This window comes from Methylobacterium sp. D53M (assembly GCF_053345625.1).
This window is the reverse complement of record NZ_JBKFAL010000016.1, coordinates 1-16254: the sequence shown is the minus strand read 5'-3', so window position 1 is coordinate 16254 and position 16254 is coordinate 1. Positions and strand designations below refer to the sequence as shown.

Sequence of the window (16254 nt, the reverse complement as noted above, 5' to 3'; positions counted from 1 at the left end):
GCCCGGAGGGCGTGATGGTCAAAGGCGCGTTTGAACCCGTCCGTGACGGCGACGGGGAACCCGCGGGCGGGACGGCGTCCCGCGCCGGGCGGATCCGGTCGAACTTCGCGGCCTTCGATGCCCGGGTGCGGCACGCGGAGCGTCTCGCGGCGGCCGGCGACCACGCCGGCGCGGCCGTCGAGACCGCCATCGCGGCGACCCTGGCGGCGCACCGGCACTGCGGCGTGTTCGCGAGCCCGCGCCTCGAACGGTTGATGACCGGGATCGGCCGGACCCTCGACGGCGGCGGGCCGGACGGCGCGCGGGCCGACGGGGCTCCGTACCGGCGCGTCCTCCACGTCTGCACGCAGCTCGCGCCGGTGGGCGGCCTCACCAAGATGCTCGCGCTCTGGATCGGCGCCGACCGCAACCGGGTCAACGGCGTCGCCCTGACCCAGCATCGCGGCCCGGTCGACGGGCGGATCACCGCCGCGGTGCGCGAGAGCGGCGGCGGGATCCACCACCTGAACCATCACAAGGGCGACAAGCTCGCCTGGGCGCGGGAGCTGCGCCAGATCGCGCGCGGCTACGACGTCGTCGTCCTGCACATCCACTGCGAGGACGTGGTCCCGCTGATCGCCTTCGCGGATCCGGCGAAGAGCCCGCCGGTCCTGCTCCTCAACCACGCCGACCACCTGTTCTGGATCGGGACGCGGATCAGCCACGCGGTGATCAACCTGCGCGAGGCCGCGCGCCGGCTCGCCGTCACGCGGCGCGGCGTCGATCCGGCCCGCAGCCTCCTGCTGCCGACCCTGATCACCCTGCCCGAGCGCCAGCGCGCCCGCAGCGCGGCCAAGCAGGCCCTGGGCGTCCCGGAGGACAGCGTCCTCCTGGTCTCGGTGGCCCGGGGGGCCAAGTACCGCAACGTCGGGCCGGTCACCTACGCGGATCGCCACGTCGACCTCCTCGCGGCGCATCCGCGGGCCCGGCTCATCGTGGTCGGCCCCGGCGAGCGGGCCGACTGGGAACGGGCCCGGGCCGCCACCGGCGGGCGCATCACGGCCCATGCCGAGCTCGCCGACCCGCGGGTCTTCTTCGAGGCGGCCGACATCTACGTCGATTCCTACCCGTTCGTGTCGTCGACCTCGATGCTGGAGGCCGCCGCCTACGGGCTGCCGCTGGTGACACGGTTCGAGGCCCCCGCGGCGGCGGAGATCGTGGCGATCAACCATCCGGGGCTCGACGTCACGGCCCGGGTCGCCCACGACCAAGCCGCCTACGAGGCCCACCTCACGGCGCTCATCACCGACGCCGCGGCGCGGGACGCCGCGGGCGCCGAGAGCGCCGCCGCGGTCGCGGGCCTCTACGCGCCGGCGGCCTGGCTGGCGGGACTCGACGCGATCTACGCGCAGGCGCTGGCCCTGCCCCGCCTGCCCCCGGAGGCCGGCGCACCCGGCCCGGCCGAGGCGCCCCATCTCGGCGAGCCCGACCTGCGCCACCAGGACATGTTCGGCTCGGACTTCCCCGTGTCGGAGATGACCAAGAACTACATCGGCATGCTGCCGCTGCGCCAGCGCGTCGCCTCCTGGCTGGCCCTGCGCCGCGCCGGCGACTTCTCCGGCCTCTGGGAGCCGGTGCGGCTTCTCCTCCCGGAATGGCTGGTCCGCAACGTGAAGGATCGGTTCGGCCCGCTGCGGCTCCGGGCGCAGATCCCCGGCGCCTGAGGCCGCCCCCGGGCCCGGGTGGCCGCGGATCGGTCACGCCGGACGGCGCGCGTCGCGGGAGGCCCGGTTCGCCCGCCCGCGCCTCCACAGCCCTCACCGGTCCGCGGGACGGCGCGGAATCCAGGGCGGCCCGCCGAATACCACAGAGACAGCGCAAGCGCGCTCCGCGGCGCGGGCCCTGGGAGGGTCCGCGCCGCGGAGCGGCAGTCCCGTCGGGGTCAGCGCGTCTTCGGGTCGGCGGTCAGCGGCCGGGCGGCCGGCCCGGTGGCCAGGGCCAGCAGGGCCGCGCGCACGCGCGTCGGCCGGAAGGCCTGCCGGATCGCCCGGTGCGGCATCAGGCGGACAGCCGTGAGGAACGCTCCCGCGGCGGCGCGGCGGTCGCCGCGGGCCATGTGGGCCTCGGTGGCGTCCAGCAGGGCGTCGTAGTAGCCCTGCACGGTCCCGAAATAGAGCCGCAGGGCCGCGAGACGCGAGACGCCGAGCGCCGGCGCGTGGCGTCGGAAGACCAGGCGGGTGAAGTGGATCCGGCGGGCGATCAGGCGGTCGAAGGTCCCGGCCGGCCGCTGCCGGAAATGCACGCAGGGCGCGGCGACGAAGCCGACGCCGTGGCCGCGGACGGCGCGCAGCTGCCAGTCCCAGTCCTGATCGCCGAGCAGGGCCTCGTCGAACAGGCCGATCGCGTCCACGACGGCCCGGCGCACCACCGTCGCCCCGATCTGCGGGAAGTAGCCGCTCAGCATGCGGCGCAGCAGCGCGCCCTTGTCGGACGGAAGATCCGGCGGCCAGGGGCCGTAGGTCGGCACGAGGTCGTGGTCGGCGGTGACGATCTGCCCGAACACGACCCCGAGTTCCGGATCGGCCTCGAACAGGCGCAGGTGCTCCCGGATATGCGCCGGCTGCCAGACGTCGTCGTCGTCGAGGAACGCCACGTAGGGCGCGCTCGCCCGGGTCAGGCCGGCATTGCGGGCCGCGCCGGCGCCGGACCGGTCGACCGGGACGTGGATCGCGCCGAACGCTGCGGCGACCTCGGCGGCGGGGCCCGCCGCGCCGTTGTCGCCGACGATGATCTCGAAGGCGAGGTCGGGGCCTTCCAGGGCGCGGATGCTCGCCAGGGCCTCGCGCAGGAAGGCGGGCCGGTTGCAGGTGGGCACCACGACGGAGACGCGGCGCCGCGCGGGTCGGTTCATACCCACTCCTCCCAGGCGTCGTAGGCGCCCCGGAGCAGGGCACCGAAGACCAGATCGTTGTCGAACTGCGTGACGAAGCTGCGCGCCACGGTTCCGGCGGGACGGGTCTCCACCGCCTGCGCGTAGACGATCCGGTAGCCCGCCTCCCGGGCCGCGTGGGCGGCCGCCCGCGTCCAGTTCGCCGACTGCCCCAGGGGGATCGCGAAGGAGTCGGGCAGGACGCCGAGGCGGGCCCCGATGGCGCGCCGGGATTCCTCCAGCTCCTCGGCCGCCTCTTCCGCGCTGAGGCGCCCGAAATCCGGGTGGGTCACGGAATGGCTGCCGATCTCGACCCCGTTGGCGGCCAGCGCCTCGATGGCGCCCCAGCCGAGGACACCCGGCGGCGCGCTCTCGGGCCGGTCGAGCCAGCCCGACACGACGAACAGGGTCCAGGGGATCCCGAGATCGCTGAGGACCGGCGCCGCCCCGCTGAGGACGCTGCGCCAGCCGTCGTCGAAGGTGATGGCGAGATCCCGCGCGCCGCCGCGCCCGTCGGCGATCGTGGCCGCCGGCACGAAGCGGTAGCCGAGGCTGAGGGCGCGCTCGAGCTGGTGGCGGAAGCGCGCGGGAGAGACGTCGTTGACGCCGCATTCCGACTGGCCGACCGAGTGGTAGCAGAGGATGCGGCCGCCCGGCGCCGGGCGCCGGATCCGGGCGAGGGCGAGCGTCGTGCGCTCGCAGGCCATCCGGGCGGCGGCGACGCGCGGGCGCGTCAGGCCGACCGTCCGGGCGAGGCTCTTGACCGGTGCGGGGATCATCGCAGGGCGTCGCGCAGGCCGTCGACGACCTGGTCCTGCTCCGTCTCCGTCATCCCCGCGTAGAGCGGCAGCAGGATCGCGTGGTCGCGCGCCCGCTCGGATTCGGGCAGCGCGAACCGCCGCGGCGCCTCCGCGTAGGGCGGCTCCAGATGCGCGCACATGATGCCCCGGCGGGTGGCGATGCCGCGGTCGAGCATCGCCTGCATGACCGCCTGCTGGTCCGCGTCGTCCGGGAGGCGGACGCAGTAGCTCTGCCAGTTGCTGCGCAGCCCCATCGGCTCGGGCGGCGGCGTCACCCCGGGGAGGTCGGCCAGCCGCGCGCGGTAGCCGTCGGCGAGGGCGCGGCGCCGGGCGATCAGGTCGGGCAGCCGCTTCAGCTGCTCCCGGCCGATGGCCGCCTGCACGTCCGTCATCCGGTAGTTGAAGCCCGCGATGGAGTACGCCTCGACCACCACCTTGGCGCTGCCGTGGCGGGCGATGTCGGAGACGCTCATCCCGTGCTGGCGCAGCAGCCGGAAGGTCCGGTCCCACGCGGGGTTGGCGGTGGTGATCATGCCGCCGTCGCCGGTGGTCAGCACCTTGCGCGGGTGGAACGAGAAGCAGGCGATGTCGCCCGCCGGGCTGCCGATCGGCCGCCAGACGTCGCCCTGGAGCCGCTCGGAGCCGATGGCGCAGGCGGCGTCCTCGATCACCGGGATGCCGGAGCGGCGCCCGATCGCGGCGATCGCCTCCAGGTCGCAGGGCATGCCCATCTGGTGGACGCAGACGATCGCCTTCGTCTTCTCGGTGATCGCCGCCGCGGCGGCGTCCGGGGCCATGTTGTAGGTCGCCGGGTCGATGTCGACGAAGATCGGCGTCGCCCCGCACTGGGCGATGGCGTTGGCGGTGGCGATGAAGCTGTGGCTCACCGTCACCACCTCGTCGCCGGGGCCGACCCCGACGGCGAGCAGGGCGAGATGCAGCGCGGTGGTGCAGTTCGAGACCGCGCAGGCGTGGGGCGCGCCGACGATCGCGGCGAACTCCGTCTCGAAGGCCGCGACCTGCGGCCCCTGGGTCAGCCATCCGGAGCGGACGACGGCGGCGGCGGCCTCGGCCTCGGGGGCGCCGACTTCGGGCTTGGCGATCGGGATCATGCGAGCGCCCGCCGCAGGTGTTCCGAGCGGGACTCGTCCTGCCACCAGGCGACGAGGTCGGCGAGGCCCTCGGCCGCCCCGATCTTCGCCTCGAAGCCGATCAGCTCCTTGGCGAGGCTCGTGTCGCAGAGGCGCCGGGGCACCGGGTTCACGGCCCGCTCGGCCTCGTGGACCAGCGGCGTGCCGTCCCGGCCCATGATCCGGGTGAGGTGGCCGGCGAGGTCGACCAGCGAGGTCTCGACGCCGGTGCCGACGTTGAGCACCACGTCGGTGGCGGGCGAGATCGCCGACAGGATGTTGGCCCGGGCGATGTCGCGGACATGGACGAGGTCCATGGTCTGCAGGCCGTCGCCGAACACGATCGGCGACTGCCCCTCGGCCAGGCGCTGCATCCAGCGGACCATGACCTCGGTGTAGCGGCCGGTCAGGTCCATCCGCGGGCCGTAGGCGTTGAAGTACCGGAGCGCCACGTAGTCGAGCCCGTGCATGTCGTTGAACGAGCGCAGGAGGCCCTCGCCGAAGGACTTGGCGGCGCCGTACAGGGTCCGGTTGTCGTAGGGGTGGTGCTTCTCGGTCGTCGGGAAGACCTCCGCCATCCCGTAGACCGAGGCCGAGGAGGCCATCACGACCTTGGCGACGCCGGCCTCGACGCAGCTCTCCAGCAGGTTGAAGGTCGCGGCGGCCATCACCTCGAAGGCGTGGCGCGGCTCCGCGGCGCACTGCGTGATCCGGAGGGCCGCCTGGTGGAACACCACGTCGGTGCCCTTGACCAGCGTGTCCATCAGGGCGCGGTCGCGGATGTCGCCCTGGACCAGGCGGACGCGGCCGGAGCCGAGGGCGTCCCCGAGGTTCTCGGGGCGGCCGCGGATCATGTTGTCGATGGCCACGATCTCGTCGCAGCCGGCCTCGACCAGCAGGTCGATGATGTGGGAGCCGATGAAGCCCGATCCGCCCGTGACCAGGATCCGGGTCCCGCGCAGGTCGCCGCTGAACCGGCTTCCCTTGGTGACCTCACGCAGCTTGGGCATCGGCGACCTCGCAGTAGCTGGCGACGGCCCGGCAGACGGTGTCGATCTGCGCGGACGTCATCTCGGGGAACATCGGGAGGGACAGGGTCCGGGCGGCCAGCCGCTCGGTGACCGGCAGGCGGCCGGCACCGTCGTCGAGGTGGCTGTAGGCGGGCTGCCGGTGGACCGGGACGGGGTAGTGGATGCCGGTGGCGATGCCGGCCGCGTTGAGGTACTGGCGCAGCCCCTCGCGGTCCGCCGTCGACACGGCGTAGACGTGGAACACGTGGTCGAGGCCGGCGGGGGCCGGAAGCTCCAGGCCGAGGCCCGCGAGCCGCGCCCCGTACTCCGCCGCCACCGCCTGGCGGGCGCGGGTCCAGCCCTCCAGGTGCGGGAGCTTGACCCCCAGCACTGCGCCCTGGACGCCGTCCATGCGCAGGTTGAAGCCGTGGCGGACGTGGTTGTACTTGCCCTGCTGGCCCCAGTCGCGCAGGCAACGGGCCGCCTCGGCGAGGTCGTCCCGGTCCGTGACGATGGCGCCGCCCTCGCCGTAGGCCCCGAGATTCTTGCCGGGATAGAAGCTGAAGCAGCCGAGATCCCCGATCGTGCCGGCCTTGCGGCCGCCGCGCTCGGCGAGATGCGCCTGAGCGGCGTCCTCGATGAGGGCGATCCCGTGGCGCCGGGCGATGGCGCCGAGCGCGTCGAGATCGGCCATCCGGCCGTGCAGGTGCACCGGCAGGATCGCCTTGGTGCGGGGCGTGATCGCCGCCTCGACCAGGGTCGGGTCCATGGTCCAGTCGACCGGGTCGATGTCGACGAGGACCGGGGTGGCGCCGGCGTACAGCACCGCCGCCACCGTCGCCACGAAGGTCGACGAGACCGTGATCACCTCGTCGCCCGGACCGATGTCGAGGGCGAGGAGGGCGAGGTGCAGGGCCGCGGTGCCGCTGCTGACGGCGACCGCGTGGCGGGCGCCGCAGGCTTCGGCGAAGGCCGCCTCGAAGGCGCTGACCGCCGGGCCGAGGACGAAGTCGCCGCTGCGCAGGACGTTGAGGACCGCGGTCTCAACGTCGCCGCCGATCGCCGCGTACTGCGCCTTGAGGTCGAGGAAGGGGATCATGAGGCCCTCGCAAGTGGCATGAGGTCGATGGGGGTGCCGTTCTGGCGCAGGGAGCGCATGGCGGCTTCGAGCATCTCGACGACGCGCAGGCCGCTGTGGCCGTCGGTCATGGGCGCGGTGCCGTTCTCGATGGAGTCGGCGAAGTGCTCGATCTCGACGATCAGCGCCTCGCGGAAGGACAGGTGCGGCGACCACATGTCGCCGGTCCGGTAGGAGACCATCAGCTCGGTGATGTCGTCCGAGCCGCCGCCGACCGTGACGCCGCGGTCGTAGACCTTGACCTTCTCGATCGGGTCGAGGTCGTTGTAGACGATCATCTTCTTGCTGCCGCCGATCAGCGTCTGCCGCACCTTCACGGGCGCGAGCCAGTTGACGTTGATCTGCGCGACGACGCCGCGCGGGTAGAAGACGGTCAGGTGGGCCATGTTCTCGGGGCGGCCGCTGAAATGGCCGGTGCCGCTCGCCGAGATCGCCACCGGGGCGAGGTCCAGGATGTGGTCGAGGATCGCGAGGTCGTGGACCGCCAGGTCCCAGATCACGTTCACGTCGCGCTGGAACAGGCCGAGGTTCACCCGGGTCGAGTCGTAGTAGAACACGTCGCCGATGGCGTCGGTCGTGATCAGTTCGTGGATCTTCTCGACCGCGCCCGTGTAGACGAAGGTGTGGTCCACCATCAGCCGCAGGTTGCGCTTGGCCGCCTCCTCGATCAGCAGCCGGGCCTCGAAGGCCGAGGGCGTGATCGGCTTCTCGATGAAGACGTGCTTGCCGGCCCGCAGCGCGTTGATGGCGATCTCGAAGTGCGAACTCACCGGCGTCGCCACCATGACGGCGTCGATCGCGGGATCGGCCACGAGGTCGCGCCAGTCCTGATGGAGCTGGACGGCGGGGTAGCGCTTGCCGGCCCGGCCGAGCGCGGCGGGCGACTGGTCGGCGATGGCCACCAGCTGGCAGCGCTCGCTCTCCGAGGTGCACCGGGCGAGGTTCGGCCCCCAGTAGCCGTATCCGACGATACCGATCGAGATCATGACTGCATTCCCCTCAAGCAACCTGCAGAGGCTCGGCCGGCTCGGGCCGCGGCGACTGGACGGAACGGGCGCGCGCGGCGCTCTCGGCGCGCTTGGTGCGGGTGTCGCCGACGACCCGCGCGGGGCATCCGGCGACGATGGCGAAGGCCGGGACGTCCCGGGTGACGACGGCACCGGCGCCGACCAGGGCGCCCTCGCCGATGGTGATCCCCGCCACGATGGTGGCGTTGGAGCCGATGGAGGCGCGGGCCTCGACCACGGTCTCGACGAGCTCCCACTCGCCGTCCCGCTTCAGGCTCCCGTCCGCGTTGGTGGCTTCCGGGTAGAGCTCGTTGGTGAAGACCACGCCGTGGCCGACGAACACCTCGGCCCCGATCGAGACGCCCGCGCAGATGAAGCTGTGCGAGGAGATCTTGCAGCGCGGGCCGATCCGGCTGCCGCGCTGGATCTCCACGAAGGGGCCGATGCGCGAACCGCTTTCGATTCGACATCCATAAATATTGACTAGATCCGGGTAGAAGATCCCCACATCCGCCCCAATATCCGCATCGGTAATCGGCATACCCGCCGCTCCTTCCGCCGAACTTCTGTGCGTCAAAACTGCACAGAGCTGCGGACGGCCGGGAACCCAGGCTTTCGATGCGGTTCGTCCGTCGAAAGGCGAACGGCGCCCATCCGGTGTGACCCCTCCCCGGCCCGGCGTACCGTTCGGGCCAGGGGGCCTACGTCGAAAGGCGAAGCCCCCGCCCCGGCAAGGATGCCCGCGCCCGCCATTTGGAGGAGTCCCGGCTGGCTCGGCCGTTACGCATCATGCCGTCTCAGCCCTCATGAGCCCGTGAGGCCGGCGCGGTCCTGCCGCTCGACCGCCGCGCCCGGGTTCCGAGGGCGAGCCTTAAGGGGACGATGCGTGTCGAAGATGTCGACGAAGACCGCGGCAACCCGCGCCACCGCCCGCGCCGGCCGCGCCGGTCTCGCGGCGTGCCTGCTCGCCCTGTCGGCGCTGCCGGCGGCCGCGGAGTACCGCATCGGGCCCGGCGACACGATCGAGGTCACGGCCCTCAGCATCCCGACCTTCAAGCAGGAGGCGACGGTCTCCACCGACGGCACCGTCATGGTCCCGCTGCTCGGGGACGTCCCGGCCGCCGGGCTCACCGTCGCGGAGCTGCGCCAGAGCCTGCAGAAGTCGCTGCCCGCCAAGGCGGTGCGGCAGCGCAACTCCGAGGGCAAGGAATCGATCGCCGTGCTCGAGCCCGACGAGATCGGGGTGCGGATCTCGAAGTACCAGCCGGTCTACCTGAGCGGCGACGTGACCAAGCAGGGCGAGCACCCGTTCCATCCGGGCATGACCGTGCGGCAGGCCATCGCCCTGGCGGGCGGCTACAACCTCCTGCGGTTCAGGATGGAGAACCCCGTCGTCGAGACGGCGAACCTGCGCGCCGAGTACGACAGCACCTGGGCGAGCATCCAGCGGGAATCCGCCACGATCTGGCGCCTGAAGGCGGTCGTCGCCGCGTCGCGGGGCGACAAGTCCCCGCCGCCGGCGGACGTCGCCCCGGGCAGCCGCGCGACCCCAGCGCAGAAGCTCGCCGAGCAGCAGCTCCGGGTGCAGATGACCGACATCGCCAAGGAGAAGGACCATCTGCAGCGCTCCCTCAACCGGACGCAGACGCAGTTCACCAGCCTCAGCGATCAGCAGGTCAAGGAGAAGGAGGGCGTCACCGCCGACGCCGAGGATTACGACACCGTGCGGGCGCTCTTCCAGCGCGGCGCCGTGGTCACGACCCGGCTGACCGACGCGCGGCGCGCCGTCCTGCTCTCCTCGACCCGCGCGCTGCAGACGACGGTCCAGCTCACCCAGCTCGAGCGCGACAAGAGCGACGTCGCCCGCAAGCTCGAGCGGGTCGACGACGTGCAGGCCATGGACGCCCTGGAGAAGCTCCAGGTCGCGGAGAACAACCTGGCGACGTACCGGTCGCGCCTGAACAGCATCAACGACAAGCTGGTCTATACCGGCGCCCTCCGGGCGCAGCTCCTGTCCGGAAGCCGCGCGCAGGCGGCGATCGCGGTCTTCCGGCAGAGCGGACCGGCCAAGACGCAGATCGACGCCGCCGAGGACACGGAGCTGCTGCCGGGCGACGTCGTGGAGATCGCGCTCAAGCCGGATCCCGCCATGCGGGGCGTCGGCGACGGGGCCGGCCAGAACTGACCCACCCGCCCCGGCTCGACGCGCCCATCGGGCCGAGCCGGCGTCCCCTTTGACGGAGAGCGCCCCGAGGCGGTGACCGCCGCGGTGAGGAGAGATCCATGAACCGACACTCGACCAGCGCGTCCTTCCTGCCGATCGGTGCGACCCGCCCCGGTGGGACCGGAGCCTGGCGCGGCCAGCCCTTCTCGCCCGAGACGGAGTCCCAGGTCTCGATCCTGACCATCGCGCGGCAGAACTGGCGGTCGATCCTGGCCTTCGCGGCCGTCGGGCTGGTCTGCGCCGGGATCTACGTCGCGACAGCGCCGGCCATCTTCACGGCCCGGGCCCGCGTCTACATCGAGAGCCGCTCCAGCCCGGTGACGGCCCGCGACACGCCCAATGCCGGGACGCCGCTCGAGATCGCCGAGGTCGAGAGCCAGGTCGAGTACATCCGCTCGGAGAAGATCGCGCTCGCCGCCGTGCACCGGCTCGACGAGTCCGCCCTGAAGGATCTGGCGGCGCCGACGCACCCGCTCGTCGCGAAGGTCCGGGAGTTCGTGAAGGCCGCCAAGGCGCTCCCCCTCCGGCTGATCGGGGCCGAGCGGCCGGTCCAGGAACCCGCCCCCGTCAGCCCGGACCTGCGCCAGGCCCGGACGCTGCGCGAGAACGTCGAGGCCAGCCGCATCGGCGCCGCCTACGTGATCGAGGTCGGCTACAGCGCGGACAATCCCGCCACGGCGGCCGCCGTCGCGAACGCGGTGGCCGGGGCCTATGTCAGCACCGAGCTGGAGAACCGGGCCCAGGTCTGGAAGGTCGCCGGCGAGTGGATGCTGCCGCGCCTGAAGGAACTCCAGCAGCGCGCCAGCCAGGCCTCGCGCGAGGCCCAGACCTACAAGGCCGAGCACACCATCATCGACCTGGGCAAGCGCGGCCTCGTGGGCGAGCAGCAGGTCGAGGAGCTCAACACCGCGGTGGCCGCAGCCCGGTCCAAGACCGTCGACGCCCGCGCGGTGCGCGATCAGATCCGCGGGCTCCTCGATTCCGACATCGCCGATCCGGGGATCACCGAGGCGTTCAAGGACAGCGTCATCATCCAGCTGCGCCGGCAGTACGTCGACCTCGTGCAGCGCGCCGACGACCTGAAGCGCCGACTCGGCCCCGACCACGAGGCGGTCCAGGCGATCCAGCGGGACATCCTGGCGGCCAAGCAGTCGCTGCGCACCGAGCTCGAGCGCCTCGCCGTGTCCCTCGACCACGATTACGAGGTCGCCAAGGCGCGCGAGGACAGCATGACGGCGGCCTTCGACGCGCTGATCTCGAAGACGCTGATCATGAGCAACGCTCGCGTCAAGGCGCGGGAGCTCGACCGCACCGCCGAGACCTACGACCAGATCTACACCAACCTGCTCCAGCGCTACATCGACGCCGTCAACCAGCAATCCTATCCGCAGCCCTCCGCCCACGTGATCACGCCCGCGACCGTGCCGGAATCCCCGAGCGCGCCCCGCGGCAGCCTGATCATGCTGCTCGGCCTCCTGGTCGGCACCGGGTTCGGCGTGAGCGGCGCCTTCGCGCGGCACTGGTTCGACCGGACGATCCGCACGCCCCGGCAGCTGACCGGCCACGGCCTGACCTGCCTCGCCGCCCTCCCCGAGCTGCGGCGCGAGCCCGGCTTCCGGGCGGCGCTCGCCCTGGCGCAGGCCCACGCCAACGAGGCGCAACGTCCGGCCAGCATCGAGGCGTTCCGGGCGAGCGCCGTGCGGTTCATGCCGCAATCGGTGTTCGTCGAGCGCCTGCACAGCCTCAAGGCCCACGTCCTGGGCAGCGACCGCCGCGGCCCGGTCTTCGCGATCGGCGTCACGTCCGTGGGGGCCGGCGCGGGCAAGACCCTGTTCGCGAGCAATCTCGGCCAGCTCCTCGCCCGCGCCCGCGCGAGCTCCGGGCGGGTGCTGATGATCGACGCCGACGTCCGGCAGGGGACGCTCTCGCGGCTCAGCCAGGCCACCGAGCAGCGCGGCCTCCTCGACGTGCTCGCCGGCCGCTGCGGCGCCACCGAGGCGGTCCGCCCCCAGCCCGGCGAGGTCCGCCTGCTCGCCTGCGGCAACCGCCACCCGAACGATCCCCATTTCAGCGATCTGATGACCCCGGAGGGCGTCGCCGCGGTGCTGGGGGACGGACGCCCCGCCCTCGACCGCCCCGCCCTCGACCGCGTCGTCGTCGACCTGCCCCCGGTGGACGAGCTCCCCACGCTCCGGCCGCTCCTCGACACGCTCGACGGCCTGATCATCGTGGTGGAGGCGGGCCGGACCAGCATCGACGACGTCGCCGCCGCCGTGCACGATCTCGAGTCGAGCGGCAGCACCGTCCTGGGCGTCGTGCTCAACAAGACCAACGACGGCCAGACGGTCCGGCGCGGCGGATTCCGCGGCGCGCTGAGCCGCTGGACCGCGGCCCGGCGCAGCGCCCGCGGCGCGACCCAGGCAGCCTCGTGACCGGCCCGCGCGCCGAAGGCCTCGACCGGGTGGCGGCCTTCGCGCCGGCCCGGGCCGCCCCGACCCCGGCCTTCGCGGTTTCCGCGACGGCCTCCGTCACGGCCTCCGAGACCCCGCGCGGCCGCCGCGTCGCCTTCTTCGGGCACGACCGGGCCGAGCCCACGGTCCGGAAGCGGGTCGACGCCATCCGGGACGCCGGGTGGTCGGTCATCGTGTACGCCTTCGAGCGGGACCGCCCCGGCGCGGTGCCGGCCGAGGCCCCGGTGGCCGACGACATCGTCCCCCTCGGCCTGACCGTCGACCGCAATTACGCCCGCCGCCTGCCGCGCCTCGCCGTCGGCATCGCCCGGGCGCTGCGCCGCCGGCGCGACCTGCGCGCGGCGGACGTGATCTACGTGCGCAACCTCGACATGGCCCTCGTGGCCTGGACCGCGGCGCGCCTCGCCGGGAGCCGCGCGCGCCTCGTCTACGAGGTGCTCGACATCCAGCGTCTGATGGTGCGGCCGGACGCGCCGGGACGGATCGCCCGCGCGGTCGAGCGCTGGATCCTCGGCCGCAGCGACCTCCTCGTCGTCAGTGCCCCGGACTTCATCGACCGGTACTTCCGGCCGGTCCAGGGCTTCGCCGGCGCGTGGCACCTCCTCGAGAACAAGGTCATGGGCCACCGCCTCGGCGAGGTGACGACCCGGCTCGACCGCACCCGGACGGCGGAACCGCCCTGGGTGATCGGCTGGTTCGGGACGCTGCGCTGCCGCCGGAGCCTGACGATCCTCGCCGCCATCGCGGACGCCCTCGGCGACTCGGTGCGGATCGTCCTGGCCGGGCGCCTCTCCGAGGAGGACATTGCCCCGCGCGCCCTGGCGGACACGCTGGACGGCCGGCCGAACATGTCGTTCCGCGGCCCCTACGCCAATCCCCGCGACCTTCCGGAGATCTACAGCGGGATCCACTTCAGTTGGGCCGTCGATTACCTCGATGACGGACTGAATTCGGACTGGCTACTGCCGAACCGGCTCTACGAGGGCGGCCTGTGCGGCGCCCTGACGCTGGCGCGCGCCGCGACGGCCACCGGACGCTACGCGGTGTCGGAGCGCCTGGGCTGGGCGTTTCCCGAGCCGCTCGCCGATTCGGTGACGGCGTTCCTGCGGACGCTGACGCCGGAGGCCTACGCGGAGCGACATGCCGGCCTGCTCGGCCGCGACCTCGGCACGTTCGTCGATGTCGGCGGCATGCGCGATCTCCTGGTCCGGCTGGACGAGAGCCGTGGCCGATCGCGTTGCGATCGGCCACGGCTCTAAACCTTTGTCTCGACGCGCTCTCTCACGCCGAACCGGTATCCACTTCGGCGGAGAGCGCTCTCGATCGCCGCCGCGGCGATTCCGGATCCCGGCAGGGATCCGCCAGTGATTCGCCCGTCGCGTCGGACGGCGCGCGGGGCGGCCTCTCCTCCCGCGGAGCGTGCCGTTTGGTACAGCGCCGCACCGATGAAATCAGTACTCGGACCCCAACAGGGTAAACAACTGAGTACGCATGTTGCCTTTTAGCCTCAGTCAGGTACATCGGGCCCTCATCCCTCGAATACTCCCGTCACGAATACCTACATCGCACCGAGATCATTGAATTGCCCTCGAAGTCCCACCGATACGACCACGCAACAAGTAGTTCCGAATAAGACAAAGTTTCGATATTCTTAAAACCGACATCTGAGCGACTACATTCGAAAAGATCTTGAATCGGACCACCACAGACGGCGAATGATCTTGCGAATGCATCTCTCCACCAGCACCGTCGTGCGCAATCAAACAAATCACTATGTACGTACGTAGTGCGCGATGATTGTATTTAGCCCTGCAATTTAAGGGTTAAGATTCAAATAGGGTATTTACAGACGATTTTACGAAAGCTAGCATTGTATCCGTGGTCATCGGCAATCGCCCCAAGGCGACCGGCGCCACCGCGTATCTCAGTGTCACGCCGTCGGCGAGCGCATTGGGTATCCCGTCATCGCTGACATTCGGCTTCCTTCGAAAGGAGGTAATTTTCTATGGCCAGTCTTGGTACTCGAGACGCGCTCACCCTCGTTGAGCGGGACACGGCCGAAAGCCGCCGCGGCTTTTCGGGTGCACATGCCGGTGACAACCCGGTCGTCGTCGAGCAACGGGACCAGTCCCGGGGCCGCGCCAGCCGCATCGTCATCATCGATCGACGCCAGCTCGTCGGCCGATGCCTCGCCGCCTCGCTCAGCGAGGCCGACCGGCAGACGTCGTTCGAAGTCTTCGCGGACATCGAATCGTGGAAGCGGCAGACGCCGTTCGTCGCCGCGAGCGTGGTCGTTCTCTGCCGGCCCGACGGCAACCTGACCGAGACCGAATGGACCGAGATCACGCGGGAACTGGCGTTCCTGCAGGGCGAGGCCGGCGCTCCGCCGGTGGCCGTCATCTCGGACGGCGAGAACCTCGACCAGATCGTGCGGATCATCAAGCTCGGCGTCAAAGGCTACATCCCGACGACGACCTCCGTGGACATCGCCCTGCAGGCGCTCCAGCTCGTGCAGGCCGGCGGCGTCTACATCCCGGCCGAATGCCTCCTCCCCCTGCTGGCCAACATCAAGGTGGACGAGCCGGTCGAGGCCGGGGACGACGACATCTTCTCGCCGCGGCAGCTCTGCGTGGCGCGGGCGCTCCGGAAGGGGACGCCGAACAAGATCATCGCGTACGAACTCAACATGTGCGAGAGCACCGTGAAGGTTCACGTCCGCAACATCATGAAGAAGCTCAAGGCCAAGAACCGGACCGAGGTCGCCTACCTGACCAACAAGTACTTCCTCCGGGAAGATTCCAGCCTGGCGAGCGTGAAGGCCCCGGCGGCCTGATCGCTCGGGCGCCGGCCCCGCCGCGGCGGGGCCGCCCTGGCAGAAATTCGGTCCGGCGCGGCCGGACGGAGCTTCGGGGTCTCCTCGTGGATCGCCTGCCCGGGCGGCCCGCGAGGGGACCCGTTTCGCGTCGGACCGTCCCGCCAAGCGGTCGGCGGATCGGCGCGGCGCCACCGGCCCGGTCCCGACGCCGCGGATCGGCCTCCCCGTCCTTTCGCCCCGCGCGCCGGCGCGGTCCCCGAGGCCGGAGCGGCCGCGCGCCGGGTCGCTCGTACAGGGGATCGTCCAGCGGATCGGCGGGGCTTCCGTCCGCCGCCCTCATCGGCGCCGGGCGACGACGGGCCCGCGTTCCGCGGGCCCGGCCGCGCCTCACGCGGTCCCGGCGACGGCGTCGGCGGGGGGCAGAGCCGGCGGGATCTCGGACTCGTCGCCGGGCTGGTCACCGGGTTCGTCAGGCCGGCCCACGCTGCTGTAGGCGAAGCCGTGCGCCCGGACGTCGGCGGCCCGGTAGACGTTGCGGAGATCCACGAGGACCGGTCGCTGCATCGCCGCCCGCAGCCGGTCGAGGTCGAGGGCCCGGAACGCGTCCCACTCGGTGACGAGGACCAGCGCGTCTGCGCCCTCGGCACAGTGGTAGGCGTCCTCCGCGAAGGCGACGCCGGGCAGGAGCGGGCGCGCCTGCTCCATGCCCTCGGGATCGTAGGCGCGGATTACGGCGCCGGCGTCCTGCAGG

13 protein-coding genes are annotated in these 16254 nt (G+C 72.0%); 5 read left to right on the top strand and 8 right to left on the bottom strand.

Annotated elements, in window-relative coordinates; all coding sequences use genetic code 11:
• Positions 1–14: 14 nt before the first annotated feature.
• Complete coding sequence (locus ACLBYG_RS20340; protein WP_447682611.1) at positions 15–1703, top strand: glycosyltransferase; 1689 nt, start codon at positions 15–17, stop codon at positions 1701–1703.
• Between the two features lie 218 nt (positions 1704–1921).
• Here ACLBYG_RS20340 and ACLBYG_RS20335 read toward each other — a convergent pair whose 3' ends face one another.
• From ACLBYG_RS20335 to ACLBYG_RS20305, 7 genes are read right to left on the bottom strand one after another with little or no spacing between them, the layout of a single operon-like run.
• A complete protein-coding gene (locus ACLBYG_RS20335) occupies positions 1922–2890 on the bottom strand; it encodes a glycosyltransferase family 2 protein (protein WP_447682610.1) in 969 nt (322 codons plus the stop codon).
• Complete coding sequence (locus ACLBYG_RS20330) at positions 2887–3687, bottom strand: polysaccharide deacetylase family protein (protein WP_447682609.1); 801 nt, start codon at positions 3685–3687, stop codon at positions 2887–2889. The genes ACLBYG_RS20335 and ACLBYG_RS20330 overlap by 4 nt, the downstream gene beginning before the upstream one ends.
• Positions 3684–4820, bottom strand: coding sequence for a DegT/DnrJ/EryC1/StrS family aminotransferase (locus ACLBYG_RS20325; protein ID WP_447682608.1), 1137 nt, complete (start codon positions 4818–4820; stop codon positions 3684–3686). The genes ACLBYG_RS20330 and ACLBYG_RS20325 overlap by 4 nt, the downstream gene beginning before the upstream one ends.
• Entirely contained in the window at positions 4817–5848 is a 1032-nt protein-coding gene (locus ACLBYG_RS20320; RefSeq protein WP_020091186.1) for an NAD-dependent epimerase/dehydratase family protein, read from the bottom strand. Before ACLBYG_RS20320 ends, ACLBYG_RS20325 begins: the two co-directional genes overlap by 4 nt.
• Positions 5832–6947, bottom strand: a complete 1116-nt coding sequence (locus tag ACLBYG_RS20315; protein WP_447682607.1) for a DegT/DnrJ/EryC1/StrS family aminotransferase — start codon at positions 6945–6947, stop codon at positions 5832–5834. The genes ACLBYG_RS20320 and ACLBYG_RS20315 overlap by 17 nt, the downstream gene beginning before the upstream one ends.
• Complete coding sequence (locus tag ACLBYG_RS20310) at positions 6944–7972, bottom strand: Gfo/Idh/MocA family protein (protein ID WP_020091188.1); 1029 nt, start codon at positions 7970–7972, stop codon at positions 6944–6946. Before ACLBYG_RS20310 ends, ACLBYG_RS20315 begins: the two co-directional genes overlap by 4 nt.
• A 13-nt stretch (positions 7973–7985) precedes the next feature.
• Complete coding sequence (locus ACLBYG_RS20305; RefSeq protein WP_026604627.1) at positions 7986–8534, bottom strand: acyltransferase; 549 nt, start codon at positions 8532–8534, stop codon at positions 7986–7988.
• A 354-nt stretch (positions 8535–8888) separates the two neighbouring features.
• Here ACLBYG_RS20305 and ACLBYG_RS20300 point away from each other — a divergent pair, with 354 nt between their 5' ends.
• The 4 genes from ACLBYG_RS20300 to ACLBYG_RS20285 all read left to right on the top strand — a co-directional run bounded on the left by ACLBYG_RS20300 (position 8889) and on the right by ACLBYG_RS20285 (position 15521).
• Positions 8889–10178, top strand: coding sequence for a polysaccharide biosynthesis/export family protein (locus tag ACLBYG_RS20300; RefSeq protein ID WP_020091190.1), 1290 nt, complete (start codon positions 8889–8891; stop codon positions 10176–10178).
• Between the two features lie 98 nt (positions 10179–10276).
• A complete protein-coding gene (locus ACLBYG_RS20295) occupies positions 10277–12649 on the top strand; it encodes a GumC family protein (RefSeq protein WP_447682606.1) in 2373 nt (790 codons plus the stop codon).
• A complete protein-coding gene (locus ACLBYG_RS20290) occupies positions 12646–13947 on the top strand; it encodes a glycosyltransferase (protein WP_447682605.1) in 1302 nt (433 codons plus the stop codon). Before ACLBYG_RS20295 ends, ACLBYG_RS20290 begins: the two co-directional genes overlap by 4 nt.
• Positions 13948–14693: 746 nt before the next feature.
• Complete coding sequence (locus ACLBYG_RS20285) at positions 14694–15521, top strand: LuxR C-terminal-related transcriptional regulator (RefSeq protein ID WP_020091193.1); 828 nt, start codon at positions 14694–14696, stop codon at positions 15519–15521.
• 369 nt (positions 15522–15890) lie between these two features.
• Here the strand turns inward: ACLBYG_RS20285 and ACLBYG_RS20280 are convergent.
• On the bottom strand, positions 15891–16254 hold a 364-nt coding region (locus tag ACLBYG_RS20280), incomplete at its 5' end, for a UDP binding domain-containing protein (RefSeq protein WP_447682604.1).